A 25,465-nucleotide genomic window follows, 5' to 3' on the forward strand; every position below is an offset into this window, starting at 1 on the left:
CAGGAGGCAGGATGAAGGTCGGCATCGACATGGGAGCCACGTCCGGCGGGACCGCGGCCATGCTCGATCTGGAGGAATTGCTTGCAACGCGCCTGCTGGTCCAAGGCAATTCGGGTTCGGGCAAATCGCATCTTCTTCGCCGGCTCCTGGAACAGAGCGCCTCCTGGGTGCAGCAGTGCATCATCGACCCGGAGGGCGATTTCGTCACGCTTTCGGATGCGTTCGGCCATGTGGTCGTGGATGCCGCGCGCACCGAGGCGGAGCTGACGCGGATCGCCGCGCGCATCCGGCAGCACCGCGTCTCGGTCGTCCTCAACCTGGAAGGGCTCGATGTCGAGCAGCAGATGCGCTGCGCTGCGGCCTTCCTCGGTGGCATGTTCGACGCCGACCGGGATTACTGGTATCCGATGCTGGTGGTCGTCGACGAGGCGCAACTCTTCGCTCCCGCCGTTGGCGGCGAAGTATCGGACGAGGCGCGGAAGCTCTCGCTCGGCGCGATGACCAATCTGATGTGCCGCGGCCGCAAGCGCGGCCTTGCCGGCGTCATCGCCACGCAGCGGCTGGCGAAGCTCGCCAAGAATGTGGCCGCTGAAGCTTCCAACTTCCTGATGGGCCGGACCTTCCTTGATATCGACATGGCGCGCGCCGCCGACCTGCTCGGCATGGAGCGGCGGCAGGCGGAGATGTTCCGCGATCTCCAGCGCGGCCATTTCGTGGCGCTTGGCCCGGCCTTGTCGCGGCGGCCGCTGTCCATCAAGATCGGTCCGGTGGAAACCTCGGCCAGGTCGAGCAGTCCCAAGCTGATGCCGCTGCCCGATACGCCGGAGGATGCGCGTGAGCTGATCTTCACGCCAGCGCCTGAGGAAATCCGCCCTGTGGTGAAGCGTGCGCCCGTCGCGCCACCGTCGCGCCCGACCGCCGAGATTCTCGCCCAGCTCACCAAAGCGAAGCCGGAGCCGGAAGCTCCTAGCGAGCCGCTTTTCCCCGGCATCGCCGATGCCGAGCGGGAGAACCTCATCGACAAGGTAATGCGCGAGATCATTGACGATCCAGAAGCCTCATTCCGCTCCGTCGCGGTGCTTTATCAGGATTTTCTCGTCCGCTGCCGTATCCATCGCGTGCCGGGAGAGCCCCTGGCGCTGCCGGCGTTCCGGCGCAGGCTGGCGCTGGCGCAGACCAATCTCGATGGCGAGACGGCTGCCGGCAAGACCTGGCAGCAGGCGCTCGATCTCTCCCAAAGCCTGACGGACGACGTTCAGGGCGTGTTCCTGATCGTCGCGCAGGCTGCCGTCACGGGCGCTGCTTGTCCTTCCGATCCGGTGCTGGCGCGCGCCTATGGCACGCATTCGGTGAGCCGGGCGCGGCGGCTTCTTACCTATTTCGAGGAGAGGGGGCTTCTGGTGGTGCGCACCGACTTCACGGGAAAACGCATCGTCGCCTTTCCCGATCTCGGCTGCGAGACCGCGCCGGGCGATCCCAATGCGCCGGATGAGATGGGGGAAGAACGGACGGCGGCGGAGTAAAATCAGTGAGATAGTGAATAGGGAATAGCGAGGTCGTGAATGTCGCCCTTCCCTATCTCACTATTCCCTACTCACTTAATCAAAAAGGCTCGAGACCGATTCCTCGGCGGCCGTGCGCGAGATCGCCTCGCCGATCAGATCGGCAATCGAAAGCACCCGGATATTGGGAGCGGCCATGATGGCGGCGGTGGGCTGAATGGAATCGGTGATGACCAACTCCTTCAGCTTGGAAGATGTGATGCGGGCGACGGCTCCGCCGGAAAGCACGCCATGGGTGATATAGGCGGTGACGCTCTTGGCGCCCTTGGCCAGCAGCGCCTCGGCGGCGTTGCAGAGCGTGCCGCCGGAATCGACGATATCGTCGAACAAGAGGCAATCCTTGCCCGTTACGTCGCCGATGACGTTCATGACCTCGGACTCGCCCGGGCGTTCGCGACGCTTGTCGACGATGGCGAGCAGCGCGTCGATGCGCTTTGCCAGCGAACGGGCGCGCACCACGCCGCCGACATCAGGGGAGACGACCATGATGTTTTCGGTGGAGTAGCGGGCTTTCACATCGCGGGCGATGACCGGAACGGCATAAAGATTGTCGGTCGGGATATCAAAAAAACCCTGGATCTGGCCGGCATGGAGATCGAGGGTCAAAACACGGTTGGCGCCCGCTTCGGTGATGAGGTTGGCCACGAGTTTGGCCGAAATCGGTGTGCGCGGGCCAGCTTTGCGGTCCTGCCGGGCGTAGCCGAAATAGGGCATGACGGCGGTGATGCGGCGGGCGGAGGATCGGCGGAAGGCATCGATCATGATGAGCAGTTCCATCAGATGATCGTTTGCCGGATAGGACGTGGACTGAAGGACGAAAACATCCTCGCCACGGACATTTTCCTGAATCTCGACAAAAATCTCCTGATCGGCAAAGCGACGGACGCTGGCCTTGCCCAAGGGGATGTTCAGATATTTTGCGACGGATTCAGCCAGGACACGATTGGAGTTGCCCGCAAAAAGTTTCATGCTTGATCTGCCCCTGGCGCTGGTCGAGCCTTGTGGATGGCGGCCTTTTACCGCGACTCTCGGTGAATGCAAGCGTGCAATCGCGATATGTGGCTAACAATCACTGAAAAGTTTTCAGGGTGCCGTAGCGGAAACAGGTACGAAGGGGCAACATTACCTTCTTGATTCCAAAGGTTTATGCGGCTTTCCTGCTGCAAGTCGGCAGCGCGGGCATCATTTGGCTCATGCGCGGTTTGCCGCAAGCCAGCTAGCGTATTCCTGCATGGTGCGATCCGCGATCGCCTCCATTGCCGAAGGGGGGACGGCGCTCCAGGAATCCGGCGCGCTGCCTGCGACCTTCTCCTGGCCCTGAATACGATGCAGCCGGTTGCCTGAGGGATCAAGAATATCCCAGACATAGAGAACCGTGGTCTGGTTGCCTTCCGCGAGCGCCGAGAAATAGCCCTTCATGACATAGGCCTGTCCGGTCTCGCTGGCGCCGGCGAGCGTCACGCCCTTTTCTTTCGCATCCGCGGCCAGGCGCCGCGACAGCGGCGTGACGACGCTGACCGGGGCGCCGACGATCGGGGCGATCTGAAGCTTGTCGAGGCGCAACGTTCCGGCGGTCTGCCCCGCCGCTCCCGGCTGAGTGGAAGAGGGCTGTCCCGCGGTCTGACCGGTCGCCGCCGCGGCAGCTGTTGCGTCGCCGGCATTCGGCACCGACAGAGTTGCCTCGGTACTGTTGCAGCCGGCAAGTGCTCCGACGAACAGCAGAACAATCGAAGTGATCCGTTTTTTCATTTTCGGCTGCTTGCTCCAGACGCTGCGGCGGTCCCCCGCTGATCTATCCCATTGGCAATTTATAAGGATTTCGATTCACTTGACAATCAAGTCGAGAGAATGGCGGGAAAGCGGCTCTGCGGCACCGCTCGTGGTAAGATAGGTGCGGCCCAGCGTCATCGCGGTTTCACTGTCGGAATCCATGATGATCATATGGGCGAAAAGCGTCATATCCGGCTCGATGCGTTCGGGGTTTCCGGAATAGAACATCTGCGGATCCATCCATGACGGCGTGAAGCGCGCGCCGACCGAATAGCCGCAGGCGTTGAGCCTGTGCCGGGTGAGGTCGTGGGCTTCCATGGCCTTGGCATGGGCATCGAAAACATCGCCGAAGGTACAGGCGGGGGTCAGCGCCGCTTCGACGGCTTCCAGTGCCTCGCGAGCCGCATCATAGAGCTCGAGATGGCGCTTGCTCGGCTTGCCGGTCAGGATCGTGCGCATCATCGGCGCATGATAATGCCGGTAGACGCCGGACCATTCGAGCGTGAGCTGATCATTCTTCGTCAGCTTCCTGCGGCCGGATTTATAACGGCAGAGTAGGGCGTCCGCGCCCGAACCGATGATGTATTCATTGGCGGGATAGTCGCCATCACCCTCGAAATTCGCGCTCATCATGGCCGCCAGGATATCGGCTTCGCTGGCGCCGGCCTTGGTGATCTTCAAGGCGGCATCGAGCGCATCGTCGCTCAAGCTGGCGGCCTTGCGGGCGAAGGTTATTTCGGACGGGCTTTTCAGAAGCCGCAGCCGGTCGACAAGCCCCGAGGCATCGGCCAATTTGGCGAAGGTGGTCAGTTGCTCGTCGAGCTTGCGGCCATTGGCGGCGGTCAGCCCATGGGTCTGGTACTCGATGCCGATGCGGCAGCCGAGCAGGTCCATCTCGTTCAAGATGTTGCGCAGGTCGATGGCCGGGTTGGCGTTCTCCCGGTCGGTCCACAAGACGATATTCTCGATATTGGAGGTATGGCGCGCCTGCCGCAAATCCGCCGAGCGGGTCATCAGCACCATCGAACCATCAGCCTTGACGACCAGGCACTGGAAAAAGCAGAAGCCGAACGTGTCGTATCCGGTCAGCCAATACATGCTCTCCTGCGAAAACAGGAGCAGCGCGTCCAGCTTCTCCTCCGCCATTTTCATAAGCAGGCGGTCGTGGCGTGCGGCATATTCTTCCGGCTCGAAATGAAGGGCCATTCGTCTACTCCCCCTCTACTCTGTGATGGCTATGGCTGAAATCTGGCGCCCGTAATCCGCTTCGCCGCGGTGGGTGGTGCGCCGATAGGAAAAGAATTGTGCCTCGTCGGCATAGGTACATTGCATGAGGGCGCCGGTCTTCACGCCCGACGCCTCCAACCTGTCGATGATGAAGCTCCACAGGTCGAACATTTTGTAGTTTTCCTGGCGGGATGGGCTGAAATATCGCTCATAATCGGCATCTCGCGCGACGAACTCAGCGAAGAATTCCGGCCCCACCTCGTAATTCTCCGGCCCGATCGTCGGTCCCAGCACGGCGACGATGCGGGAGCGGTCCGCCCCGAGCGCGATCATCGCCTCAACCGTATTTTCGAGAATGCCTGAGATGGCGCCGCGCCAGCCCGCATGGGCCGAGCCGATGACGCGGGCCTCCTGATCTGCGAAGAGGACCGGCCCGCAATCGGCGCTGAGTGTGCCGAGCGCGATGCCGGGCGTGTTGGTGACCATGGCGTCCGCCTTCGGCCTTTCGCCGGGGAAGGGGGCGGTGACGGTCACGACATCGGGCGAGTGCACCTGATGCACGGTCAGCAGATGTTCCGGCCTGACGCCGAGGCTCTGGGCCACCCTGCGGCGGTTTTCGGTGACGTTCTGCGGCTCGTCCCTGGAGCCGGCGCCGACATTGAGGCCGCGATAGATTCCTTCGGAAACGCCGCCCTGACGGGTGAAGAAGCCATGCACGATGCCCCGGCTGCGTCCGGCTTCGAGCAGCGGCGAGCGTATCGGGGCAGGGCGGTCAATGGTCAGCATGGGCAGGGCTCCTCAAGGCGAGGGGATGGTGATGGAGGGGGGAAGGGAAGTCAATCGCTCCATTTTGGAAGCTGGATTCTGACGAAATCCGTGGACGGGTCTTTGCGTTCGCACAAGGCGGACACAGAGATATTACCCTCATTTTTGCGTGATTCTACTCCGACTCACGATCGAACGGAAAGATGCGGCTCTGCCGATCGCCGACACAGAGCACCTTGAAGAGCGTGCCCATCTGGTCGGGCCCGGCGAGGCGCTCGACATCATTCCTTATCTGCTCGCGAAAGACCTCGTCCTTGTCCGCTCCGAGCTGTCCGGCACGGTTGAGCAGCCCCATGGCGATCAGGAAATCGCCTTGCGTCATGGCGCCTGTCCGGCAGGAAAAAGCGCGTGCCGTCGCAGCCAGTGCCGCGAAATCGACATGGCTGGTGAGGTCCGCTTCGCCGGGTTTTTCGAACACGCCCTGGAATTCATGCTTCGAGATCGCCTGCAGCGTGTCGCCCAAGCCCGCTTCGAGATGGCCATAATCGATAAGGAGGGCGCCGCCGCGGCTGGCGGCGATGCGCTCGACGATCCGCTGCATCAATGCGGTGCGGGCGGGGGCGACCTCGAAGATTGCGCCCTCCGGTGCCCGCGTGTGGCCATCAGGCAGAAGTGCCGTATCGATGGAGCCGGCGCCCGCGGTGAAGCATAGCTCTGCGTTCCTGGTCGTGACGAGGCGCTCGACGAAGCAGCCGTTTACCTTGACATACTGGCGGATCGGCAACGCGTCGAAGAGCTCGTTGGCGACGAGGATCAGCGGTCCTTCGGGAATATCTTCGATTTCCCGGTGCCATTCGATGGAAACGGGCTGGTTTTTCAGCTTTTCCCGCTGGATTTCAGCCAAGCGCGGACTGGTCTCGACCATGGTGATGCGAGCGGACCGCAGGAAATCCGGCGCAATCTGCCTGAGGGTGCGCAGCATATCGGCCATCAGCGTGCCGCGTCCGGGACCAATTTCGCAGAGCACCGCATCCTTCGGCTTGCCGAGCGCCTCCCAAGCGCCAGCGCACCAGACGCCGATTAATTCGCCAAACATCTGGCTCACCTCCGGCGCGGTGATGAAATCGCCTTCGCGCCCGAAAGGCTCGCGCGTCGTATAATAGCCCGCTTCTCGGTCGCCGAGGCATGCCGCCATATATTCGGCGACGCTGATCGGCCCCGTCGTTTCGATCTGCCTGACGAGGCGCTGCTTCAGAGCTGTCGTCATGCGGAGGCGTGGCGCGCGGCACTCTTGGCCCGCAGCACGGCCCAGAGGCCGATCAGCACCATCGGCAGGGAAAGCACCATGCCCATGGTGAGCCAGCCGCCAAGGAGATAGCCGAGTTGCGGGTCCGGTTCGCGGAAGAATTCGACGATGATGCGGCAAAGGCCGTACCCGGCGACGAACGTGCCGCTGATATAGCCCGGCATCTTGAGCTTCAGCCCCTTATGGGTCAGCAGCCACAGCACGGCGAAAAGCACGAGCCCTTCCAGCGCCGCTTCGTATAACTGGCTGGGATGGCGTGGCACCGGTCCGCCATTCGGAAAATAGACCGCCCAGGGAACATCACTGACGCGGCCCCACAATTCGGAATTGATGAAATTGGCGATGCGTACCAGCCCGAGCCCGACGGGAACGCCCGCCGCGACCGTGTCAAACATGCTCCAGACACCGATGCCGCGCGAGCGGGCGAAGAGGAACATGGCGAGCGTGGTGCCGAGAATGCCGCCATGAAACGACATGCCGCCGTCCCATACGGCGGGAATTGCCAGCGGATTGGAGAGATAATAGCTGAAATTATAGAAGAGCACGTAGCCGATGCGCCCGCCCAGTACGACGCCGAGGGCGGCCCAGAGCACGAAATCATCCAGCGCTTCCGGCTTCATCGGCGGCTGGTCGCCAGCCCAAAGCTGTGGCCTGGAGAGAAGGCGCTTGCCGTACCACCAGGCAAACAGGATGCCCACGACATAGCCGACGCCATACCAGTGCACCGCCAGCGGACCGATCGAGAAGATCACCGGATCGATATCGGGAAAGGCGAGAGCGGAAAGCGGCAGAAGCGGCTCGATCATGGGGTTCTCCGAGAATTGGGCGGACCATGCAAGACGATCCCGCGCCGGTCAAGCATTGTGCCCTGACCTACAGCATCGGCCTGAAAATCGGAATCGATTTTCAGAAAGCCTGATGCGTAGATTCAATAACGTCCAGCGTCCTTTGTGCGTCCTAACGGACGCACGGCGCTGTAGGGTCAGAACCTATCGAATTCACTACGATTTCAATCCGGTGCTTGCATCGCATATTATGGAAGCTTATCTGAAAGAAAGCGCTCAACAGAGGTGACTGCCATGACCAGCGGAACGAACCGGGTCCTCGACGAACTCGCCAAGCTTGTGACCGACGCGGCTGGAGCGGCCCAGGGCGTGCGGCGCGAGGTGGAGACTGCCATGCGGGCGCAGGTGGAGCGGATCCTCAATTCCATGGATGTCGTGCAACGCGAGGATTTCGAGGCTGTGCGCGAAATGGCGGCCAGAGCGCGCACTGAAAACAGCGCGCTCATTGAGCGGATCGAAGCACTCGAGGCGCGTCTTGCGAAATTCGAGGGACAATCCGCCCCCAAAACCGCGAAATCGTCCGCTGCTTCGACGAAATCCAGAAATAATTCGTAAAAAATTTATCAACAGGCTCGAGCAGGCAAAAACCCTTGTCTTAGAGTCGGTTACGGGTGCCGCGCGGCTTCGCGCGGCAGGCTCTGTCCACATGCTTTCACGCCTCTTTTCCGAAAAGGGGCTAGCGCTCTGACTCAGCATCAATAGACTGAAAACACTACATGATTCGAAGCTGAGTCATGCGGTGACGGCACAAGGGGTTTTAGCGGGTTCAAGTGCCTACAGCCGTTCTCCAGTATCAGTATGTGTTTGCGTCCTTTCAGGCGGGCGTTTGGTGCGCTCGGTCCAAGATTTCGAGTATGACCTTTTTATGAAGGTCTGCTCCAGAACAGGAAATGGTCATGAGCCTTCTTGAGCTTGAAATCGCTCGCGATGCGCATCCGGTGGATGTGATCGAACAGGTCGCAAATTCAAACGACTGGTCGTTCGAGCGTACAGGCGATGATGAAATTGCCATGTCGGTGGCTGGGTTGTGGACGGATTATCATGTCTCCTTCTCGTGGATGGAGGATTTCGAGGCGCTTCACTTGGCTTGCGCGTTCGACATCAAGGTGAGCGAGGCGCGCGTCAACGAGGTGCTGCGGCTTCTCTCGCTCATCAACGAACAGTTGTTGATGGGACATTTCGACCTCTGGCAGCAGGAGGGTGCGATCATGTTCCGCCAGTCGCTGTTGCTCGCCGGCGGCGCGGAGCCGACGAGCCGCCAGGTGGAAGTGCTCCTGGCGAGCGCGCTCGATGCCTGCGAATGCTATTTCCAGGCGTTCCAGTTCGTCGTGTGGTCCGGCATTTCGGCGCGCGAGGCGCTGGACAGCGTGCTGTTCGAAACGGTTGGGCATGCTTGAGGTGAGGAATGAGCGGGCCTGATTTGATCAGCTGGGACGATTTCGAGAAAGTGGACATACGCTGCGGCACGATCATCGAGGCGGCGTCCTTTCCGGAAGCGCGCAAGCCCGCGATCAAGCTGAAGATCGATTTCGGCGGGGCCATCGGGGTCAAAAAGTCTTCGGCCCAGATCACCAAGCACTATACGCCCGAACAGCTGGTGGGCTGTCAGGTGCTGGCGGTGGTCAATTTTCCGCCGCGCCAGATCGGCCCGTTCATGTCGGAAGTGCTGACGCTCGGCCTGCCGGACGAGGAAGGCGCCGTCGTGCTCGCTTCCGTCGACAAGCCGGTCCCGAACGGCGGTAAGCTGTTTTGAGTGAATAGCGAATAGAAAGATTCGCTATTGTTCGGCTGTATCGCCACGTACAACCATTCACCATTCACCATTCACTCACGCCGGTATCCTGATCATCGCACGCAGGCCGCCCAGCGGGCTGTCGTGGAGCGTGATGTCGCCGCCATGGCTGCGGGCGATGTCGCGGGCGATCGCGAGCCCGAGGCCGGTGCCGCCTGCGTCCTGATTGCGCGCCTCGTCGAGCCGGACGAACGGCTTGAACACATCCTCGCGTTTTTCGGCGGGAATGCCGCTGCCATCATCGTCGATGGTGATGGTCAGTCCGCTATCGCTGTGGGTCGCGGCCACCTCGACCGTCTGTGCATGACGGAAGGCATTGGCGACCAGGTTGCTGATCAGGCGCGCGAAGGCATTGGGGCGGACCTGGACGACGGGGTCGCCTTCTATCCTTGACGTCAGATCGCGCTGGCGCAGCTTCGCCTCTTCGCCGAGCTTGGCGAAGAAACGGACGAGATCGAACGTACCTTGTTCCTCCGACGCTTCGCCACGGGCAAAGGCCAGATAGCCTTCGAGCATCGTCTGCATGTCGGCGATGTCCTGGTTGAGCGGCTCGGCGTCGATCTTGGAGCCGGCGAGCGCCAGCTGCAGCTTGAAGCGGGTTAATATGGTGCGCAGATCGTGGCTGACGCCGCTCAGCATGGCCGTGCGCTGCTCGATCTGGCGCTCGATGCGCTCGCGCATCTGGATGAAGGCCAGGCCGGCGCGGCGAACTTCCTCGGCGCCGCGCGGGCGGAAGCCTTCCGGCATCGGCTGTCCCTTGCCGAAGCCCTCGGCCGCCTGGGCGAGCTGCTGGATCGGCCTGATCTGATTGCGCAGGAAAAGAATGGCGATGGTGAGCAGCACCAGCGCGGTTCCGACCATCCATGTCAGGAAAATCAGCGTGTTGGAGGCATAGGCCTGGCTGCGCCGGGCAAAGACGCGTAGCACCTTGTCCTCGAGCTGAATACGGATCTCGATCAGATCGGAATCGCCGACGGTGTCGACCCAGAACGGACGGTTGATCTGGCGTGTGATCTCCTCGCTCAGGAAATAGTCGAGAATTGAGAAGAACGGCTTGGGGCCGGGTGGGGGCAGGGGATCCGGCGGCAGGATGGAGATGTTGAGCGCCAGGCGCTGCTGGGCGATGCGGACGATATTCTCATATCCGGGATCCTGCGGGTAAGTCTCGATGATATCGATGATGGCGGAGATATCCCGCACGACCGCGGTCGAAAGCCGCTCGGTCACCATCTGCCAGTGACGTTCCATGAAGACGAAGGCGATGACCGACTGCAACAGCACCATCGGCGCGATGATGATGATCAGCGAGCGGGCATAAAGCCGCTTCGGCATCTTGCGCGCCAGCCATCTGGCGAATTGCGTCCAGAGCGATTTCATCTTTTCAGATTAAGACTCCGGTTGACGTCACACGCCAAGTCTATTCGGGGCTTGCCGTAGGAATTTCCGGCGGTTCTATGTGACGTCATTCGATACTGAGCTTGTATCCGATGCCGCGCACGGTCTGAAGCCAGACCGGATTGGCCGGATCCTGCTCGATCTTGCGGCGCAGCCGGTTGATCTGCACGTCGATGGTGCGCTCGCCTACCTCGCCTTCCTGCCCTGTCAGTTCATGGCGCGGCACCGTCTCGCCCGCCCGTGCCGCGAAGATGGCCATGATATCCTGCTCGCGATCCGTCAGCTTGATGTTCTCGCCCGCCTTCTTCAGCTCCTTGCGGGGAATGAAGAAGGTGTAGGGGCCGAACACTACCTGCTCGATCTTCGGCTGTTGCGGCGGCGCGCCGCGGCGCAGGATATTGTTGATGCGCAGGATCAGTTCGCGCGGGTCGAAGGGTTTCGGCAGGTAATCGTCGGCGCCGGCTTCCAGCCCGTCGATCCGGTTGTCGGTTTCCGACAGGGCGGTCAGCATCAGGATGGGCACGTCCTTCTGCTCGCGCAGCGATTTCGTCAGCGACACGCCACTTTCTCCGGGCATCATGATATCGACGATCAGCAGATCGAAATCGATGCCCTCCAGCTTGCGCCGGGCTTCCGCGGCATTGGCCGCCACGGTCACGCGGAAGCCGCTGCCGGTCAGATATTGCGACAGAAGGCTGCGGATGCGAGTATCGTCATCAACAACGAGAAGATGCGGTGCGTCGTCAGAAACCGGTTTTTCCTCGATGACCATATCGGCATCCCTTCTCTTCATCATATGACTATCACCTGTCTTGATTCTAACCTGCTGCGGGCAAACTGTCGATCTGCGCGCGCTGATCTGGGTTGACCATGGCTTTCAGGAAATGCTCGATCGCCGCACGATTTTCGGGGCCGCTTTCCTCCAGTGCCCGGGCGATACGACCGGACTGTGGCAGGGCGAGGGCAAGTGCGAGCTCACGCCCCTTGGCCGTGGGGTAAAGTTCCCTCTGGCGACGGTCACGCGGCCCCGTCACCTGCACGACATGCTCGGTATCGATCAGCTGCTTGAGGACACGCGCGAGGCTTTGCTTGGTGATCTTCAGCACGTCCAGAAGCTCGGCGACCGTCATGCCCGGCTTGCGGTTGATGAAATAGAGAACGCGGTGGTGCGCGCGCCCGAAGCCGATCTTCTCCAGGATCAGATCCGGATCGGCGGTGAAGTCCCGATAGGCAAAGAACAGGAGCTCGATGATGTTCAGATCGGGGGCGTCCTCATTGGAGAGGGCCTTGGTAATTAGGGGGGCATCCTTGGTGCGCTTCACTTTTCGGGCTCCGGTATGACGAAAAAATATGTCAGCCTTGTTGACTTATTTTCGGGGTGCTGATAATTTTTGCCAAGCTGTTGGTCAGATTTTGAATGAAACATAAAGTCAGTACGGCTCTTCAAGACATAATCCCTCTCTGAATTGCGTATATAATCATTTTTGCCCAATAGTCTGCCGTCCGGTATAACCGGGAACGGACGGTATCGCAGAAGACCCGGAAAATTTTTAAGCCGCATGATCTTCTCGGAAAAGCCTGCAGCTTTTCCCGATCATGCTCAGGGAATGAAAACGCCTGGAGGTTAACATGGCATCCGTTCCGTTCGATCAGCTTGAGGGTTACATCTGGATGAATGGCGAATTCGTTCGCTGGACGGATGCGAAGGTGCATGTGTTGACCCATGGTCTGCACTATGCCAGTGCCGTGTTCGAGGGCGAACGCGCCTATGGCGGCGAAATCTTCAAGCTCAACGAGCATACCGAGCGCCTGCACGAATCCGCTCGTATTCTCGGCTTCGATATTCCCTATTCCGTCGCGGAGATCAACGAAGCTTGCCGCGAGCTCCTGGCCAAGCAGGGCTTCCAGGACGCCTATGTGCGCCCGATCGCCTGGCGCGGCAGCGAATCCATGGGGGTTTCGGCCCAGAACAACCGCATCAACGTCGCCATAGCCATCTGGCAGTGGCCGAGCTATTTCGACCCGGCGCAGAAGTTGAAGGGCATCCGTCTCGATATCGCCGAATATCGCCGTCCTGATCCGAGGACTGCGCCGTCGAAGTCGAAGGCGGCCGGTCTCTACATGATCTGCACGATCTCCAAGCATGCGGCGGAAGCCAAGGGCTATGCGGATGCGATGATGCTCGACTGGCGCGGCCAGGTGGCCGAGGCGACCGGCGCCAACATCTTCTTTGTCAAGGACGGCGTCATCCACACGCCGAAAGCCGATTGCTTCCTCGACGGCATTACGCGCCGCACGGTCATCGATCTGGCGAAGCGCCGCGGCTATGAAGTGGTGGAGCGCGCCATCATGCCGGAAGAACTGGATAGCTTCGAGCAGTGCTTCCTTACGGGTACCGCGGCAGAAGTCACCCCGGTGGCTGAGATCGGACCACATCGCTTTACTGTCGGTGAAATCGTTACAAATCTGATGCACGATTACATGGCTGAAGTTCAGCCAAAACGGGCAGCAGCGGAATAAACTCCTAATATTACGCATTTCCGGATGTAAGACCGGTTTCCACTTTTGCTGGAAATGCTCTGTTAAGTTTTAAACAAGAAATGCGGCGGTTTTCGCCGCATTTTTCTTTTTGATCGGTGATCCTGTTTGACTTTAGCGGTAAACCGTCCAACATCACCTTGCCGGAGGATTCTGCTTTGGCGAGAAACACTTTGACGGGGTGACAATTATGGAAGCTCTTCTTCCCATCATCATTCAGCTGGTTTCCGGTGCTGTCGGCGGCAACATTGCCGGCGCGGCCAAGAACCTCAGCCTCGGCACGGCTGGAAACACAGTGGCAGGCGGCATCGGCGGCGTTTTGCTCAGCCAGCTTCTGCCGCTTTTGAGCAATGGCGGTCTCGATTCCGTACTCAACGGCGTTGTCGGTCATATCGCCGGCGGTGGCATCGGCGGCCTCGTGTTGACCGCCATCGTTGGCCTGATCAAGAACTCGGTTGCCAGCAAGGCTTGAGCTGAACCGCATGGGCGGGATCGGATAGGCCCCCCCACTGGCCTTTCCAATCAGGTCATGCGTGAATGCCGGGATGGGAATCGATCGGCCGCCGTGCGGCCGGTCACAGAGGGAATTGCCATACCTTACAGTTTACGGGCGGTCTTTTGACCGCCCGTTTTCTTTGAGATATCCGGTTGAGGGGCAGAGCGGACTTTGATCGACACCGTCTTTCCCGTAGAAACCTACAAACCTTTTTCGCCACCGGAGGCAGCCCATGGGCCAATTGAAGGCAATCATCGTTCCCGTTACGCCGTTCCAGCAGAATTGCACGATCCTGTTCGATGATGAGGAGAAGAAGGGTGTGGTGGTCGATCCGGGCGGTGATGTGGACCAGATATTGGAGGCGATACGTTCCAAGGGGATCGTGATCGAAGCGATCTGGCTCACCCACGGTCATATCGACCATGCAGGCGGCGCGCTCGATCTGAAGGAAGCGCTCGGCGTCGAGATCATCGGCCCGCACGAGGCAGACAAGTTCCTTCTCGACAGCATCGAGATCGTCGCGCCGCAATATGGCATTGGCGGCGGGTTCCGCAACGTAGCGCCGGACCGCTGGCTTCAGGACGGGGACACGGTTTCCTTCGGCGGTCATCAATTCGAGGTGCTGCATTGTCCCGGTCATGCGCCAGGGCATGTCATCTTTTTCAACGGGCAAGCGAAATTCGCCCATGTGGGGGATGTGCTGTTCCACGGTTCGATCGGGCGCACCGATCTGCCGGGCGGCGATCATGCGGCTCTCATCCGGTCAATCAAGGAAAAGCTCTTGCCGCTTGGCGACGATATCGGTTTCATCTGCGGCCATGGGCCGGGCGGCCGTTTCGGCGAGGAGCGGCGGACCAATCCGTTCCTGGTGGGATAGGGGCGGGTCCAGATCGCCAAACAAAAAGCCGCCGGAGGACCCGACGGCTTTTATCATGCGTATCCGTATGGATCAGTTGGCGGTGCAGAAATGATCTGCGCCGTCATAGCCGCGATAGGTGCCCGTCTGCGGGTTGAACGAGCGGTAACGGTCGGAGCAGTAGCGGTACCATTCGCGCGACCATGGCTCATAGCCGCCATAGCGCTGGTAGGTGACGACGCGGCGCGGGGCGGGTGGGTAATAAGCCGGAGGAGCCGGCTGATAGATGACAGGACCCGGTTCGACATAGCGCGGCTGCGACAGCGCGCTGCCGATCAGGGCGCCGGCCGCAAGACCGACAGCACCGGCTGCCCATGCATCGCGATGATCATTGCGATGGCGATGATATGGGCGGTCCCAGCCTCCATGATGACGCCAGCCGCGGCGGCCCCAATCGTCGGCCGATGCGGTAGTGATCGATAGCGGTGCCACCACGGCTGCCACCGATGCGGTGGCCAGAATTGCTGCCTTAACAAAGCGGTTCATTTGGTGCCTCCTTCAGAAGCATGAATATTCCCGGCTGGACAATGTTCAGATACCAACCATGGTAGCGGTTTATCCGAAGCCGCATGAACGCAAGCTGAACAGTTAACGCGGTATTATTATGGCCGGAATCTGACCGGCAAACCGCTCCCACAGAATAGTTCCGATGCCGGGGCGATGCTTTCAAGGCAACAAAAAACCCCGGCTTGTGGCCGGGGTTCGTTCCGGTTCGACCGGGAACGAAGTGTCAGTCGGCGACCGAAATATTGACAGCTTTCGGGCCCTTGCCGCGGCGATCCGGCTCGGTGTCGAAGCTAACTTTCTGATTGTCGGCAAGGCCCGTGAGGCCGGAAGCCTGCACGGCGGAGATATGGACGAAGATGTCCGGACCGCCATTATCAGGCTTGATGAAGCCGAAGCCTTTTTCGCTGTTGAAGAATTTGACCAAACCGGTCTGTGCCATGGGATCCGTTCCTTTTCCTTGGCGCCACTCCCCTGGGGGAGTGGATTTAGTAGAACCGCCATGCGAACCACGCCCGGCGGAGGGTCATGCAGGCAGTTCTCGAAATCAGGGAAGGAGCCGATCATTGCCAGGAAATTCCCGGCCCGGGACTTATAGCGGTTCCGGCACGCCGTTTCTTCCAGTCTTCCATTGTTCGCAAAATGCCCGAACGGGGTGAGACTGATCCATGAAGCGAATTTTGGCAAGCGAATTTTGGCGGAACAGGCGTTTTTCGCCTTATTTCGGCCGCAACCAGCATAAGCCTTGGCCGCCGGATTTCACAGTCCAATTCATTTCCGTAGAAGGGTTGTCAACGGTTTTTCAGGACAATGCAGGCGCCGCCGGCTGCACGCAATTTGCTGCAGAAGAGGTCCGCCTCGGCACGGCTGTCGGCGCCGACCCTGACGGCATAGATGCCTTGCCGGCCCATCGGCGAGCGGATGCGGCTGACCACGGCAGGATGCCCCTTGAGGATGGACGAGAACTGGCGCTTCGTGCGGTCCCACTGGGCGACGGCGGCCGTGCGGCGGAAATTGCCCGCCACCTGGACGCCCCAGGGCTTCGGCTTGATGCGCGCCATGGGAATGGTCGCGGCCTTGACGATGGGCAGCCGGCGACAGGCCTGATCGAAGGGGAGTTTGGCGTCGAGCGGGCGCGGCTGCAGTTTCGCTCCGGCGGCAAAATCATCCGCCGCATGGCCGGTGATGTCGAGCACATATTGTTCGGTTTCGAGCGGCAGGAAACCGCCCGATTTCAGCCATGAGGAAACCCGTCTGGCGCCGGCATTATAAGCGGCGGCCGCCAATCCCCAATTGCCGAAGACACCGCGCAGATCCTTGAGAAAGGCCGCCGAGGCCGGAATGGCCTGCTTGACGTCGAACGGGTCTGCAAGGCCGCGCTCCTTCGCGGTGTAGGGCATGAACTGCGCGATGCCCTGTGCTCCGACGGGACTGACGGCCCGATAGTCGAAACGGCTTTCCTTCCAGATCAGACGGGCGAAGAAATCGCGCGGCAGGCCGTGTTGGTCGGCATTGGCGGCGATCAGCGAGCAAATCTGTGCGACGGTCGGAGCTTTTGCCGGCGGCTCCTCCGGTTTCTCTTCTGGCGGTTGCGGCGGCGGCATTGTTCCAGCAGTGGCAGGTTTTTCCTCCGCCGGGGTCAGCGGCGATGCCGGCATCGGCTCCGCCAATGCGCCGGTCGAATTCAGGGGCAGGCCAGAAGTCAGGCCAAGAAAGGTGATAACAATGATTTGGCGGAAAAGCCGGCCCGGATATCCCGGTCGGCCATCTGTTCCAAAGCTGGCGTCCCTCTTGCCCAAATGCCGTGTCCTCGCGCAGCAGCCATGATCGCCTAGAGAATAAGCATAGACCGGTCAAAAAGCGAAGCGGGCAATGGGATGGTGGTGAACGGCTTCTTTCTCCCCGCCTTGCCATTCGGGCGTGCTGTTTTACGATAGTTTAGGGGATGGGAATCGCGCGCTGGAAGAGAACGCGGTCGAGGGCGAGAACAAGGAGAGGGTTTGATGACAATCATCCATATGAACATGCCTGGACTGGGTCCGCTTGCAGCGGCACTGCTGCTGACGGGCTGCGTCGCCGTCGAGAATGGCGGGGGGCCAGCAGGGCCTCGGCCGGACGGGCCGCAAATGTGTCCGATGATCTATGCTCCGGTCTGCGGCGAGCGTGGTGGCAGGCGCCAGACCTTTGGCAATTCCTGCCAGGCCGGTGCGGAAGGATACCGGGTCGTGCATCGCGGCGAATGTGGGCGCCGCGGCCAAGGCAACTGGACCGGCGGTGGGCCGGGACCTGTCATCCCGCCGCGTCCGGGAAGGCCGGAGCGGCCGGAGTTCTGCACAAGGGAATACGCGCCTGTCTGCGCGCGGCGCGGCGGTTCCGTTCGCACGTTCCCGAATTCCTGCGAGGCGGAACGCGGTGGCTACAGCATCATCGGCAGAGGTCCTTGCCGATAATGGTGATATGATGGGGCGGGTTTTGGGGAGAGGAGAGTATCCATGAGCACCCGTGAAACCCGCAACATCAGCATTGCCATCGAACGCGACTGGCGCGACGTCAGCGCATTCCTGGCGCGGCCGGAGAACTTTCCCCTATGGGCCTCCGGCCTCGCCAATGGTCTGGAAAGATCCGGAGAAGAGTGGCTCGCCGATGGGCCGTCGGGCCGCGTGCGGATCCACTTTTCGCCGCCCAATGAATTCGGCGTCGCCGACCATACGGTCTTTCTCGGCGACGGGAACGAGGTCTACGTTCCACTTCGGGTCATTCGCAACGGTGGGGGCAGCGAGGTTATCTTCACGCTGTTCCGGATTGAAGAGATGGGCGATGAACTCTTCCGCAGGGACACCGAATGGATTGAGCGGGACCTGAAGCAGTTGAAGGAATTGCTGGAAAAGGCGCTCTGAGGCTTGTTGCTATGCGACATCCCCAAGCGGAGTGGCTGCCGCAGTCGGCTTGCCGAAGCGGCTGATATTGGCATCGCCCCATTCCTTCAGCGCCAGCAGGATCGGCTCGATGCTGCGGCCCAGTGGCGAGAGGCTGTATTCCACCTTCGGCGGCACCTCGGCATAGACCTTGCGCACGATCAGCCCGTCTTCCTCCAGTTCGCGCAACTGGTTGGTCAGCATGCGCTGGGTGACGTCGGGTATCTGGCGGCGGATTTCGTTAAAGCGCATCGTGCCACCCAGAAGATGGAACAGCACGACGCATTTCCATTTGCCGTCGATGAGGCTGATCGCAGCCTCTACAGAGCAGCCGGGAAGGCAGTCGAGACGGGAATGGCGGATCTTGGCCATGTCGGTATCCTTTGGTGCCTAAGTACAAAAAGGTGCACTATGGGCGATTTTTGTGCGTATTTTCAGATTTCAATCGTAGCTGCATATAGGTTCCATAGCAAATGGAGCAAGCATGATGAAAGCAGTTGCCTATGAGCAAGCCGGAAGCCTCGACCGCGCCGATGCGCTGTCGGACGTAACCTTGAAAAAGCCTGATGCCATTGGACGAGACCTTTTGGTCAAGGTGGAGGCGGTTTCTGTTAATCCGGTGGACTACAAGATACGGAGCGCCGTTTCGGCCGAGCCGGGCCAATGGAAGGTGTTGGGCTGGGATGCCGTTGGCACGGTGGTCGAAGCCGGCGATGCGGTGAAGAATTTTAGGGTTGGAGACCAGGTGTGGTATGCGGGTTCGCTCACGCGGCCCGGCGCGAACAGCGAATTCCATCTGGTGGATGAGCGCATTGTCGGGCACAAGCCGACCTCGCTCTCCAAAATGGAAGCCGCGGCACTGCCCCTGACTTCGATCACTGCCTGGGAGATGCTGTTCGACCGGCTGGATGTGCGCAAGCCCGTGCCGGGCACGGTCAACGCCATCCTGATCATCGGCGGGGCAGGGGGTGTCGGCTCGATCGCGATCCAGCTCGTTCGCGCATTGACCGATCTGACGGTCATTGCCACCGCTTCACGCGCCGAGACGCGGGAATGGGTGAAGCAGCTCGGTGCGCATCATATCATCGACCACAGCAAGCCGCTGGCGGCGCAAGTGGAAGCGCTCGGTATCGGCAAACCGGCCTTTGTCTTCTCCACCACGGAAACCTTGCGCCATCTTGCCGAAATCGTCGAGCTGATCGCGCCGCAGGGCCGGTTCGGCCTGATCGATGATCCGGACGTGCTGAATATTGTGCCCTTCAAGCGCAAGTCCGTTTCGGTGCATTGGGAGCTGATGTTCACCCGCTCCCTGTTCGAAACAGCGGATATGGATGCCCAGGGCCGCCTTCTGGATGAGGTGGCGCGGCTTGTCGACGAAGGCAGGATCAAGTCGACGCTGACCGATGTGCTGTCGCCGATCAACGCAGAAAATCTCAAGAAGGCCCATGCCATCCTTGAAAGCGGCAGGGCGCGGGGTAAGATTGTGGTCGAAGGATGGGAGGACGCATGAAGGTCAAGCGCATCGTCGCCAATATCGCTACGCCTGATATCGCTCTTGCCAAGCGGTTCTATCAGGGTGTGCTCGACCTCGATGTGCTGATGGACCATGGCTGGATCATGACCTACGGCTCGCGCGAACAGGCGAGCGTTCAGGTCAGCTTCGCCGTGGAGGGCGGCTCCGGCACGCCAGTGCCGGACCTTTCGATCGAGGTCGATGATGTCGACGCCGCGCTGCTGCGCATGAAGGAGGCGGGATTTGCCATAGAATACGGGCCCGCCGACGAGCCCTGGGGCGTGCGCCGCTTCTATGTGCGCGATCCCTTCAGCAGGCTCGTCAATATTCTGAGCCATCGTGATTGATAGTGGTGCTCCGCGCCTGGATTCCATCGCGCAGGCCGGCTTCATCTGTCCTTGGCCATAGAACCCCGGGTCGAGCTCGAAGCTGACGACAGGATATGAGACGCGGCGCTTGCTTAATTTGCGGCTATTTTCATTGAGGCGTTTAGTCGCCAATAGTAATATAGAATAATGAAAATTGCTGGAGGAAGATCGTAAATAGCGCTTTCATCTATATTTTCACGCCATCCGATAATCTGAATAGTAGTATAATAAAACATAGATACTAAAAGTAATATAACAATTGATTTTATAAGAACGGGAAAGCTTATGCATATCATTCTTTCTATAAAATCTTTATCGTCTCCTGATTTATTTGTTTTATAGCATAATGTTGATCCTATAATAAAGGATATTATATTTATTGAGTCTATAATGTAGTCAAACTTGTTTATATTTCCTGTGTATAGATATGTTGTTACAATTGGGCTTGATAAAACGGTTGTAATAAAAATGAATAAAATAAAGTATAGGTACTTTTCTTTCGAAGAAACTGCATTGTCTTTAAGGCGCAGCGCCAATTCCTGATCGTTGATGAAATTCATGTATTTTTCCAAGGACAATTATATTCTTATGGTTGTAATAATATTGAAATACGACGCAATGCGGGAAAAGGCAACTGCCGTAATGGTTTCCGCAGGAGCGAGGCAACAATAATCGCCTTGCTTCCTTCGTCGGTCAGATTGCCGATTAAAATAGCGGACTTTCAGCCCGTCGGGCGGTGTCTACCGCCCCGGCCGGCCGGTCTTGCCGGGCCGCCGCTTCTTGCGGGATACCTCCGCCGGATCCTCATAGGAGCCGATGCCGGCGCGCTCGCGCCTGATCGGCGCTTCGCCGCCCGCCGGGACTTCGGTGCGGCGCACCGTCATCTCATCGAGCGAATTCTTGCGGAAGCGGCTTTCTCCGGCCGGTACCGCGTGGTCGCCGGAGGTGCCCATCTCGTCGAGATCGGGCTTGCGGAAGAGCGAAGGCTTTCCGTCGTCGACGGTGCGATGCGCCTTGCGTCCGGCATTGTGCCGGCCCTTGGTGCGGCCCGTCACCGGGCTTTCCAGCTCGACCTCGCGGGCAAGGGGATCGTCGGATATGGCAAGCTCCGTCTCGCGCAGGCGCTTGATCTCGTCGCGTAGGCGGGCGGCGCGTTCGAAGTCGAGATCGGCGGCGGCGTCGCGCATCTCCTTCTCGAGATGTTCAAGGTGCGCCTTGAGATTGTTGCCGACAAGCGCGCCCTCCTTGGCGAAACCGGAAATATCGGCCCGCACATGGTCGCGCTCGTAGACCGAGTTGAGAATGTCGCCGATGTTCTTCTTGACGCTCTCCGGCGTGATGCCGTGGGCCAGATTGTATTCGGTCTGCTTCTCGCGCCGGCGGGAGGTTTCCGCCATGGCGCGTTCCATCGAGCCGGTGATCTGGTCGGCATAGAGGATGACCTTGCCGTCGACATTGCGCGCGGCGCGGCCGATGGTCTGGATGAGCGAAGTCTCGGAGCGCAGGAAACCTTCCTTGTCGGCGTCGAGGATGGCGACGAAGCCGCACTCGGGAATATCCAGGCCCTCACGCAACAGGTTGATACCAACAAGCACGTCGAATGCGCCGAGGCGCAGGTCGCGCAGTATCTCGATGCGCTCCAGCGTGTCGATATCGGAGTGCATGTAGCGGACGCGGATGCCCTGCTCGTGCAGATATTCCGTCAAATCCTCGGCCATGCGCTTGGTCAGCACGGTGACCAATGTGCGATAGCCCTTGGCGGTGGTCTCGCGGATCTCGCCAAGCACGTCATCCACCTGGCTCTTGGCCGAGCGCACCTCGACAGGCGGGTCGATGAGGCCGGTCGGACGGATGACCTGCTCGGCAAAGACGCCGCCGGCCTGCTCCATCTCCCATTTGCCGGGGGTCGCCGAGACGGCGACGGTCTGCGGGCGCATCGCATCCCATTCCTCGAAGCGCAGCGGACGGTTATCCATGCAGGAGGGTAGGCGGAAGCCGTATTCGGCCAGCGTCGCCTTGCGGCGGAAGTCGCCGCGATACATGCCGCCGATCTGCGGGATGGTGACGTGGCTCTCGTCGATGAAGACCAGTGCGTTGTCGGGAATGTATTCGAACAATGTCGGCGGCGGCTCGCCTGGCTTGCGGCCGGTCAGATAGCGCGAATAGTTCTCGATGCCGGCGCAGGAACCTGTCGCCTCCAGCATCTCAAGGTCGAATGTGGTGCGCTGTTCGAGGCGCTGGGCTTCGAGCAGACGTCCGGCGCGGTTCAGTTCGTCGAGCCGGTGCTTCAGCTCTTCCTTGATCGATCTGATGGCCTGGTTGAGCGTCGGGCGCGGCGTGACATAGTGCGAGTTCGCGTAGATCTTCACCGATTTCAGATCGCCGGTCTTCTGACCGGTCAGCGGATCGAACTCGGTGATCGTCTCGATCTCGTCGCCGAAGAGGGAGATGCGCCAGGCGCGGTCCTCCAAGTGGGCCGGGAAGATTTCGATCGTATCGCCGCGCACGCGGAAGGAGCCGCGCACAAAATTAATGTCTTGCCGCTTGTATTGCTGGGCCACGAGGTCGGCCAGAAGCTGGCGCTGGTCGAGCCGGTCGCCGATCTTCATCTCGAAGGTCATTGCGGTATAGGTCTCGACCGAGCCGATACCGTAGATGCAGGAGACAGAGGCGACGATGATCACGTCGTCGCGCTCGAGCAGAGCGCGGGTGGCGGAGTGGCGCATCCGGTCGATCTGCTCGTTGATCGAGGATTCCTTCTCGATATAGGTGTCGGAGCGCGGGACGTAGGCCTCCGGCTGGTAGTAATCGTAATAGGAGACGAAATACTCGACCGCATTGTTGGGAAAGAAGCTCTTGAACTCGCCATAAAGCTGGGCGGCGAGCGTCTTGTTCGGCGCGAGGATGAGCGCCGGTCGCTGGGTCTCCTCGATCACCTTGGCCATGGTGAAGGTCTTGCCTGAGCCGGTGACGCCGAGGAGAACCTGCGTCTGGTCTTCATCATCGATGCCGGAGACGAGGTCGCGGATCGCCGTCGGCTGGTCGCCGGAGGGCTGAAAGGCGGTTTCCATGCGGATCGGAATGCCGCCTTCGGACTTTTCCGGCCGGGCAGGGCGGTGCGGCGTCCACATTTCGCCATTCTTGAACAGCGGATTGCCGGATTCGATCAGGTCGGCGAGCGCCTTGACGGTGGCGGTCGCGCCGGAGGATGAAAGCCCCGCAGCCTCTTCCAGGCTAATGTCGAGACCGGCGACCGGATTGAGGCCGGCCGCCGCGCGCTCCTTGGCGGAGGCCGCGCCACCCATGGAGGTGCCGCGCGCGGATTTGCCGGCGGCCGTCGAGCGCTCCGGTATCTTTTTAGGCTGCTTCGGCTTTCCCGCCTTTACCTTCTCCGCTTCGGCGCCGATTTCGGCGGCCCAATCCGCGATCGAGCCGGACAGGGGCGTGCCTGTCAGCCCGGCCTGGGGCGCTTCGCCAAAACCGTCGGTCGCAAACGTCTCGTCGCTCTCCGGACGGTCGTATTCGCCCGAGCGCGGCGCGGATGAATTTTTCGGTAATGATGCCATGGCCGCAATATGGAGAGAGTCAGGAGAAATGAAAAGGGCGCGGCGGGGAAAACCTCTGCGCCCTCTCATGCTGTATCGGCGTCTCCTGACAGTATGTTGTCAGGAGGACATTTGCTTTGTCCGGGTTAGCGCGGGCCATCCCAATTCGGCATGATGCGCCTGCTGCTGCGCCAGCGCGGCCGATCCCAGTCGCCGCGATCACGCCAGCTTGGCCGGTCGCGCCAACGTGGGCCATCCCAACGATCACGATGCCAATGCCGGCGATGCCAGCGGTCACGATAATATCCACGATCGCGATAATAATGCCGGTCGCTCAGTGCGGAGCCGATAATGGCGCCGGCGATCAGCGGGATGCCGATTGCGGCGGCGCTGTTGCTGAAATCTCCGGAATATCCCGCCGATCCCTGACGGGTCGCGAGATAGCGTGAGGACGCCCAGCCGGACAGGCCGCCATAGTACACATGGCACCAGCCATAACCAGCGGTACAGCCCCTGACATCCACCCGCGCGCCATTGGGAAGCGTGCCGATGGCGGCATATCGCGTTCCCGGTCCGCTACGCACGTTCAAATCCGTGGTGACCAGTGCGGTTGCAGCCTGGGCTGAGCCGGCAGCAAACACACCTGTGGCCAGGACGATGGTTCTCAAGAGTGATTTCATGGATATGCTCCATGTTACAGACAATCCATCCCTCTGCACATGATAACGCCAAATGCGGGGTTTATGTTCCGGTCAGCCAGTAAAGGTTCAACGCGGCAGGTCGGTGGCGGCGGTGAGAATGCGTGCGGGAAGATAGAGCACCAGCGAGGCCGCGCCCTGGATAACAGAGGAGCCATCGGCAAGGATGGCCTCGCCCGGCGTCGGGCCTTCGCCCTCCAGCGTGCGCTCGGTCAGTCCGCCCCTGCGCACGAGGGTCATCAGGGTCGGCGAACTGGCGAACACGTCATGACTGCCGCCATCGACCGCGGACAGATCGAGCACGGCGATGCCGTTGTCCCTCAGCATCTGGATGCTGGAGCCGTCGCCGACGCGGGGATGGCCGCCGGTGATGCGCCCGGAGATGTTGAGCGCCTTGTCTTCCCTGGAAACCAGGACCGCGAAGGGACGGGGCAGTTTGCCGATATCCTTTACCTGCTCCTTGAACACGTCGACATCGATATCGGGAGCCGCGAGCATGACGCCGGTCAGCCGGTCGAGCGGTGTGCGCTTGCCGGAGATGGCGAGGGTGCGCAGGGCCTCCATGACCACCAGCGTGCCCATGGAATGGCCGACCAGCAGGATGCGCTTCGCTTTCGTCCGGCTGACGATCTCCAGCAGCTTGGCAAGCCCGTCGCGGGCGAAATTGGCGCTATCTCGGTCATAGGCGTAAAGCCCGAGAGAGCCGCCGGAGGGCCAGGCATAGTGGACGGCGACCGATTTGAAGCCGTAATCGTGGATGAACTGGGCCTCGCGGAAGGTGCTGTCGGCGAAATTATTGTTGTAGCCGTGCACGAAGATCAGGATTTCCTGCTCGTCGGCCGGGCGGGCGGCCAAGGCCGCGTTCAGCTTTTCGGTGAAAACCTTGCTGTTATCGTAAGGCTGGAAGGCGACAGCGGCGAAATACTTGGCGGGATTGGGCTTGTAGCCGGTTTTTTCGACGAGACCGTTCTTGTGGTTGGGCGGAATGCCAACATCGACGCGTGCGAAATTGAGCGTCGGCGAGCGCTTGGCATTATAGGGCAGGGACAGATTGTCGGAGCGTTGACGGCTGGTGGCGATATAGATCGGCACCACGGCCGCCGGCTTCGCTGCCGTATCGACCATGATGTCGCTGCTCGGCCCCAGCCACAGAACCGCGCGCGGCCCTCCGCATCCCGCCAACAGCAGTATCGCCAGCAAAAGCGCCGAAATTCGTGCAATCGTCATCAGGTGTCCCGGTGCCTTGCGGTCGTCAGTTTTGTCGTTGCGGCCGCCCAGCTGGGGCGAGTGCAAGCACAAAACCAGCAATC

28 protein-coding genes are annotated in these 25,465 nt (G+C 60.4%); 11 read left to right on the forward strand and 17 right to left on the reverse strand.

Going from position 1 to position 25,465, the window contains the following annotated elements:
* Positions 1–11 precede the first annotated feature (11 nt).
* Entirely contained in the window at positions 12–1,523 is a 1,512-nt protein-coding gene (locus ATN84_RS14270) for a helicase HerA domain-containing protein (RefSeq protein WP_068882299.1), read from the forward strand.
* Positions 1,524–1,598: 75 nt separating this feature from the next.
* Here ATN84_RS14270 and ATN84_RS14275 read toward each other — a convergent pair whose 3' ends face one another.
* From ATN84_RS14275 to lgt, 6 genes are all read right to left on the reverse strand, one after another.
* On the reverse strand, positions 1,599–2,531 hold the full coding sequence (locus ATN84_RS14275) for a ribose-phosphate pyrophosphokinase (RefSeq protein WP_068882300.1): 933 nt from the start codon (positions 2,529–2,531) through the stop codon (positions 1,599–1,601).
* A 222-nt stretch (positions 2,532–2,753) separates the two neighbouring features.
* Entirely contained in the window at positions 2,754–3,311 is a 558-nt protein-coding gene (locus tag ATN84_RS14280) for a hypothetical protein (protein WP_068882301.1), read from the reverse strand.
* A 75-nt stretch (positions 3,312–3,386) separates the two neighbouring features.
* Positions 3,387–4,538: a M24 family metallopeptidase gene (locus tag ATN84_RS14285; protein WP_068882302.1), complete on the reverse strand. Its 1,152-nt coding sequence runs from the start codon at positions 4,536–4,538 to the stop codon at positions 3,387–3,389.
* Positions 4,539–4,553: 15 nt separating this feature from the next.
* Entirely contained in the window at positions 4,554–5,345 is a 792-nt protein-coding gene (gene pgeF, locus ATN84_RS14290) for a peptidoglycan editing factor PgeF (RefSeq protein ID WP_068882303.1), read from the reverse strand.
* A gap of 154 nt (positions 5,346–5,499) precedes the next feature.
* Entirely contained in the window at positions 5,500–6,591 is a 1,092-nt protein-coding gene (locus tag ATN84_RS14295) for a class I SAM-dependent methyltransferase (RefSeq protein ID WP_068882304.1), read from the reverse strand.
* Positions 6,588–7,436 carry a prolipoprotein diacylglyceryl transferase gene (lgt, locus tag ATN84_RS14300; RefSeq protein WP_068882305.1) on the reverse strand — a complete coding sequence of 283 codons (849 nt, stop codon included), beginning with the start codon at positions 7,434–7,436 and terminating at the stop codon, positions 6,588–6,590. The genes ATN84_RS14295 and lgt overlap by 4 nt, the downstream gene beginning before the upstream one ends.
* Positions 7,437–7,709: 273 nt before the next feature.
* Here lgt and ATN84_RS14305 point away from each other — a divergent pair, with 273 nt between their 5' ends.
* The 3 genes from ATN84_RS14305 to ATN84_RS14315 all read left to right on the forward strand — a co-directional run bounded on the left by ATN84_RS14305 (position 7,710) and on the right by ATN84_RS14315 (position 9,228).
* A complete protein-coding gene (locus ATN84_RS14305) occupies positions 7,710–8,030 on the forward strand; it encodes an accessory factor UbiK family protein (protein WP_068882306.1) in 321 nt (106 codons plus the stop codon).
* 341 nt (positions 8,031–8,371) lie between these two features.
* The gene (locus ATN84_RS14310; protein ID WP_068882307.1) at positions 8,372–8,872 is read left to right on the forward strand and encodes a type III secretion system chaperone family protein; all 501 of its coding nucleotides are present in this window, start codon (positions 8,372–8,374) and stop codon (positions 8,870–8,872) included.
* Positions 8,873–8,880: 8 nt separating this feature from the next.
* Positions 8,881–9,228, forward strand: coding sequence for a tRNA-binding protein (locus tag ATN84_RS14315; RefSeq protein WP_068882308.1), 348 nt, complete (start codon positions 8,881–8,883; stop codon positions 9,226–9,228).
* Positions 9,229–9,303: 75 nt separating this feature from the next.
* Here the strand turns inward: ATN84_RS14315 and ATN84_RS14320 are convergent, their stop codons facing one another.
* The 3 genes from ATN84_RS14320 to ATN84_RS14330 all read right to left on the reverse strand — a co-directional run bounded on the left by ATN84_RS14320 (position 9,304) and on the right by ATN84_RS14330 (position 11,984).
* On the reverse strand, positions 9,304–10,644 hold the full coding sequence (locus ATN84_RS14320) for an ATP-binding protein (protein ID WP_068882309.1): 1,341 nt from the start codon (positions 10,642–10,644) through the stop codon (positions 9,304–9,306).
* Positions 10,645–10,729: 85 nt separating this feature from the next.
* Positions 10,730–11,434 carry a response regulator gene (locus ATN84_RS14325; RefSeq protein ID WP_068882666.1) on the reverse strand — a complete coding sequence of 235 codons (705 nt, stop codon included), beginning with the start codon at positions 11,432–11,434 and terminating at the stop codon, positions 10,730–10,732.
* A 46-nt stretch (positions 11,435–11,480) separates the two neighbouring features.
* Positions 11,481–11,984: a MarR family winged helix-turn-helix transcriptional regulator gene (locus tag ATN84_RS14330; RefSeq protein WP_068882310.1), complete on the reverse strand. Its 504-nt coding sequence runs from the start codon at positions 11,982–11,984 to the stop codon at positions 11,481–11,483.
* Positions 11,985–12,291: 307 nt separating this feature from the next.
* On the opposite strand from ATN84_RS14330, the gene ATN84_RS14335 reads away from it, so the two are divergent.
* From ATN84_RS14335 to ATN84_RS14345, 3 genes are all read left to right on the forward strand, one after another.
* Positions 12,292–13,182 (forward strand): branched-chain amino acid aminotransferase, encoded by an 891-nt coding sequence (locus tag ATN84_RS14335; RefSeq protein WP_068882311.1) that lies wholly within the window; start codon positions 12,292–12,294, stop codon positions 13,180–13,182.
* A 208-nt stretch (positions 13,183–13,390) separates the two neighbouring features.
* The gene (locus ATN84_RS14340; RefSeq protein ID WP_068882312.1) at positions 13,391–13,672 is read left to right on the forward strand and encodes a hypothetical protein; all 282 of its coding nucleotides are present in this window, start codon (positions 13,391–13,393) and stop codon (positions 13,670–13,672) included.
* 256 nt (positions 13,673–13,928) lie between these two features.
* Positions 13,929–14,573, forward strand: coding sequence for an MBL fold metallo-hydrolase (locus ATN84_RS14345; protein ID WP_068882313.1), 645 nt, complete (start codon positions 13,929–13,931; stop codon positions 14,571–14,573).
* Between the two features lie 72 nt (positions 14,574–14,645).
* Here ATN84_RS14345 and ATN84_RS14350 read toward each other — a convergent pair whose 3' ends face one another.
* From ATN84_RS14350 to ATN84_RS14360, 3 genes are all read right to left on the reverse strand, one after another.
* Entirely contained in the window at positions 14,646–15,098 is a 453-nt protein-coding gene (locus tag ATN84_RS14350) for a BA14K family protein (RefSeq protein WP_068882314.1), read from the reverse strand.
* A 244-nt stretch (positions 15,099–15,342) separates the two neighbouring features.
* Positions 15,343–15,558, reverse strand: coding sequence for a cold-shock protein (locus ATN84_RS14355; RefSeq protein WP_068882315.1), 216 nt, complete (start codon positions 15,556–15,558; stop codon positions 15,343–15,345).
* A 349-nt stretch (positions 15,559–15,907) separates the two neighbouring features.
* Positions 15,908–16,720, reverse strand: a complete 813-nt coding sequence (locus ATN84_RS14360) for an SPOR domain-containing protein (RefSeq protein ID WP_244491105.1) — start codon at positions 16,718–16,720, stop codon at positions 15,908–15,910.
* A gap of 399 nt (positions 16,721–17,119) precedes the next feature.
* On the opposite strand from ATN84_RS14360, the gene ATN84_RS14365 reads away from it, so the two are divergent.
* A complete protein-coding gene (locus ATN84_RS14365; protein WP_201026374.1) occupies positions 17,120–17,566 on the forward strand; it encodes a Kazal-type serine protease inhibitor family protein in 447 nt (148 codons plus the stop codon).
* Between the two features lie 42 nt (positions 17,567–17,608).
* A complete protein-coding gene (locus ATN84_RS14370) occupies positions 17,609–18,013 on the forward strand; it encodes a polyketide cyclase (RefSeq protein ID WP_068882316.1) in 405 nt (134 codons plus the stop codon).
* Between the two features lie 9 nt (positions 18,014–18,022).
* Here ATN84_RS14370 and ATN84_RS14375 read toward each other — a convergent pair whose 3' ends face one another.
* Positions 18,023–18,403 carry a winged helix-turn-helix transcriptional regulator gene (locus ATN84_RS14375; RefSeq protein WP_068882317.1) on the reverse strand — a complete coding sequence of 127 codons (381 nt, stop codon included), beginning with the start codon at positions 18,401–18,403 and terminating at the stop codon, positions 18,023–18,025.
* A 115-nt stretch (positions 18,404–18,518) separates the two neighbouring features.
* Between ATN84_RS14375 and ATN84_RS14380 the strand changes: the two genes are divergently transcribed.
* Both ATN84_RS14380 and ATN84_RS14385 read left to right on the forward strand, forming a co-directional pair.
* Complete coding sequence (locus ATN84_RS14380; protein ID WP_068882669.1) at positions 18,519–19,541, forward strand: zinc-binding alcohol dehydrogenase family protein; 1,023 nt, start codon at positions 18,519–18,521, stop codon at positions 19,539–19,541.
* Positions 19,538–19,891 (forward strand): VOC family protein, encoded by a 354-nt coding sequence (locus ATN84_RS14385; RefSeq protein WP_068882318.1) that lies wholly within the window; start codon positions 19,538–19,540, stop codon positions 19,889–19,891. Before ATN84_RS14380 ends, ATN84_RS14385 begins: the two co-directional genes overlap by 4 nt.
* Positions 19,892–20,004: 113 nt before the next feature.
* Here ATN84_RS14385 and ATN84_RS14390 read toward each other — a convergent pair whose 3' ends face one another.
* The 4 genes from ATN84_RS14390 to ATN84_RS14405 form a co-directional block, all read right to left on the reverse strand.
* Positions 20,005–20,472, reverse strand: coding sequence for a hypothetical protein (locus ATN84_RS14390; RefSeq protein ID WP_068882319.1), 468 nt, complete (start codon positions 20,470–20,472; stop codon positions 20,005–20,007).
* Between the two features lie 180 nt (positions 20,473–20,652).
* Positions 20,653–23,478, reverse strand: a complete 2,826-nt coding sequence (gene uvrB, locus ATN84_RS14395; RefSeq protein ID WP_082766297.1) for an excinuclease ABC subunit UvrB — start codon at positions 23,476–23,478, stop codon at positions 20,653–20,655.
* 125 nt (positions 23,479–23,603) lie between these two features.
* Positions 23,604–24,137 (reverse strand): SH3 domain-containing protein, encoded by a 534-nt coding sequence (locus tag ATN84_RS14400; RefSeq protein WP_068882320.1) that lies wholly within the window; start codon positions 24,135–24,137, stop codon positions 23,604–23,606.
* 87 nt (positions 24,138–24,224) lie between these two features.
* A complete protein-coding gene (locus tag ATN84_RS14405; protein ID WP_068882671.1) occupies positions 24,225–25,382 on the reverse strand; it encodes an alpha/beta hydrolase in 1,158 nt (385 codons plus the stop codon).
* Positions 25,383–25,465: the final 83 nt, after the last annotated feature.

It is taken from the genome of Paramesorhizobium deserti, from assembly GCF_001558695.1.
Taxonomy (GTDB): domain Bacteria; phylum Pseudomonadota; class Alphaproteobacteria; order Rhizobiales; family Rhizobiaceae; genus Paramesorhizobium; species Paramesorhizobium deserti.

Bases quoted from the DNA above. Each gene is read 5' to 3' on its own strand.
- ATN84_RS14365 (WP_201026374.1), top strand. From the start codon at position 17,120: ATGACAATCATCCATATGAACATGCCTGGACTGGGTCCGCTTGCAGCG.
- ATN84_RS14380 (WP_068882669.1), top strand. From the start codon at position 18,519: ATGAAAGCAGTTGCCTATGAGCAAGCCGGAAGCCTCGACCGCGCCGAT.
- ATN84_RS14320 (WP_068882309.1), bottom strand. From the start codon at position 10,644: ATGAAATCGCTCTGGACGCAATTCGCCAGATGGCTGGCGCGCAAGATG.
- ATN84_RS14350 (WP_068882314.1), bottom strand. From the start codon at position 15,098: ATGAACCGCTTTGTTAAGGCAGCAATTCTGGCCACCGCATCGGTGGCA.
- ATN84_RS14310 (WP_068882307.1), top strand. From the start codon at position 8,372: ATGAGCCTTCTTGAGCTTGAAATCGCTCGCGATGCGCATCCGGTGGAT.
- ATN84_RS14390 (WP_068882319.1), bottom strand. From the start codon at position 20,472: ATGAATTTCATCAACGATCAGGAATTGGCGCTGCGCCTTAAAGACAAT.
- ATN84_RS14355 (WP_068882315.1), bottom strand. From the start codon at position 15,558: ATGGCACAGACCGGTTTGGTCAAATTCTTCAACAGCGAAAAAGGCTTC.
- ATN84_RS14375 (WP_068882317.1), bottom strand. From the start codon at position 18,403: ATGGCCAAGATCCGCCATTCCCGTCTCGACTGCCTTCCCGGCTGCTCT.
- ATN84_RS14405 (WP_068882671.1), bottom strand. From the start codon at position 25,382: ATGACGATTGCACGAATTTCGGCGCTTTTGCTGGCGATACTGCTGTTG.
- ATN84_RS14370 (WP_068882316.1), top strand. From the start codon at position 17,609: ATGAGCACCCGTGAAACCCGCAACATCAGCATTGCCATCGAACGCGAC.
- lgt (WP_068882305.1), bottom strand. From the start codon at position 7,436: ATGATCGAGCCGCTTCTGCCGCTTTCCGCTCTCGCCTTTCCCGATATC.
- ATN84_RS14305 (WP_068882306.1), top strand. From the start codon at position 7,710: ATGACCAGCGGAACGAACCGGGTCCTCGACGAACTCGCCAAGCTTGTG.
- ATN84_RS14360 (WP_244491105.1), bottom strand. From the start codon at position 16,720: ATGCCGCCGCCGCAACCGCCAGAAGAGAAACCGGAGGAGCCGCCGGCA.
- ATN84_RS14295 (WP_068882304.1), bottom strand. From the start codon at position 6,591: ATGACGACAGCTCTGAAGCAGCGCCTCGTCAGGCAGATCGAAACGACG.
- ATN84_RS14400 (WP_068882320.1), bottom strand. From the start codon at position 24,137: ATGAAATCACTCTTGAGAACCATCGTCCTGGCCACAGGTGTGTTTGCT.
- ATN84_RS14275 (WP_068882300.1), bottom strand. From the start codon at position 2,531: ATGAAACTTTTTGCGGGCAACTCCAATCGTGTCCTGGCTGAATCCGTC.
- pgeF (WP_068882303.1), bottom strand. From the start codon at position 5,345: ATGCTGACCATTGACCGCCCTGCCCCGATACGCTCGCCGCTGCTCGAA.
- ATN84_RS14345 (WP_068882313.1), top strand. From the start codon at position 13,929: ATGGGCCAATTGAAGGCAATCATCGTTCCCGTTACGCCGTTCCAGCAG.
- ATN84_RS14385 (WP_068882318.1), top strand. From the start codon at position 19,538: ATGAAGGTCAAGCGCATCGTCGCCAATATCGCTACGCCTGATATCGCT.
- ATN84_RS14340 (WP_068882312.1), top strand. From the start codon at position 13,391: ATGGAAGCTCTTCTTCCCATCATCATTCAGCTGGTTTCCGGTGCTGTC.
- ATN84_RS14315 (WP_068882308.1), top strand. From the start codon at position 8,881: ATGAGCGGGCCTGATTTGATCAGCTGGGACGATTTCGAGAAAGTGGAC.
- ATN84_RS14335 (WP_068882311.1), top strand. From the start codon at position 12,292: ATGGCATCCGTTCCGTTCGATCAGCTTGAGGGTTACATCTGGATGAAT.
- ATN84_RS14280 (WP_068882301.1), bottom strand. From the start codon at position 3,311: ATGAAAAAACGGATCACTTCGATTGTTCTGCTGTTCGTCGGAGCACTT.
- ATN84_RS14325 (WP_068882666.1), bottom strand. From the start codon at position 11,434: ATGGTCATCGAGGAAAAACCGGTTTCTGACGACGCACCGCATCTTCTC.
- ATN84_RS14285 (WP_068882302.1), bottom strand. From the start codon at position 4,538: ATGGCCCTTCATTTCGAGCCGGAAGAATATGCCGCACGCCACGACCGC.
- ATN84_RS14270 (WP_068882299.1), top strand. From the start codon at position 12: ATGAAGGTCGGCATCGACATGGGAGCCACGTCCGGCGGGACCGCGGCC.
- uvrB (WP_082766297.1), bottom strand. From the start codon at position 23,478: ATGGCATCATTACCGAAAAATTCATCCGCGCCGCGCTCGGGCGAATAC.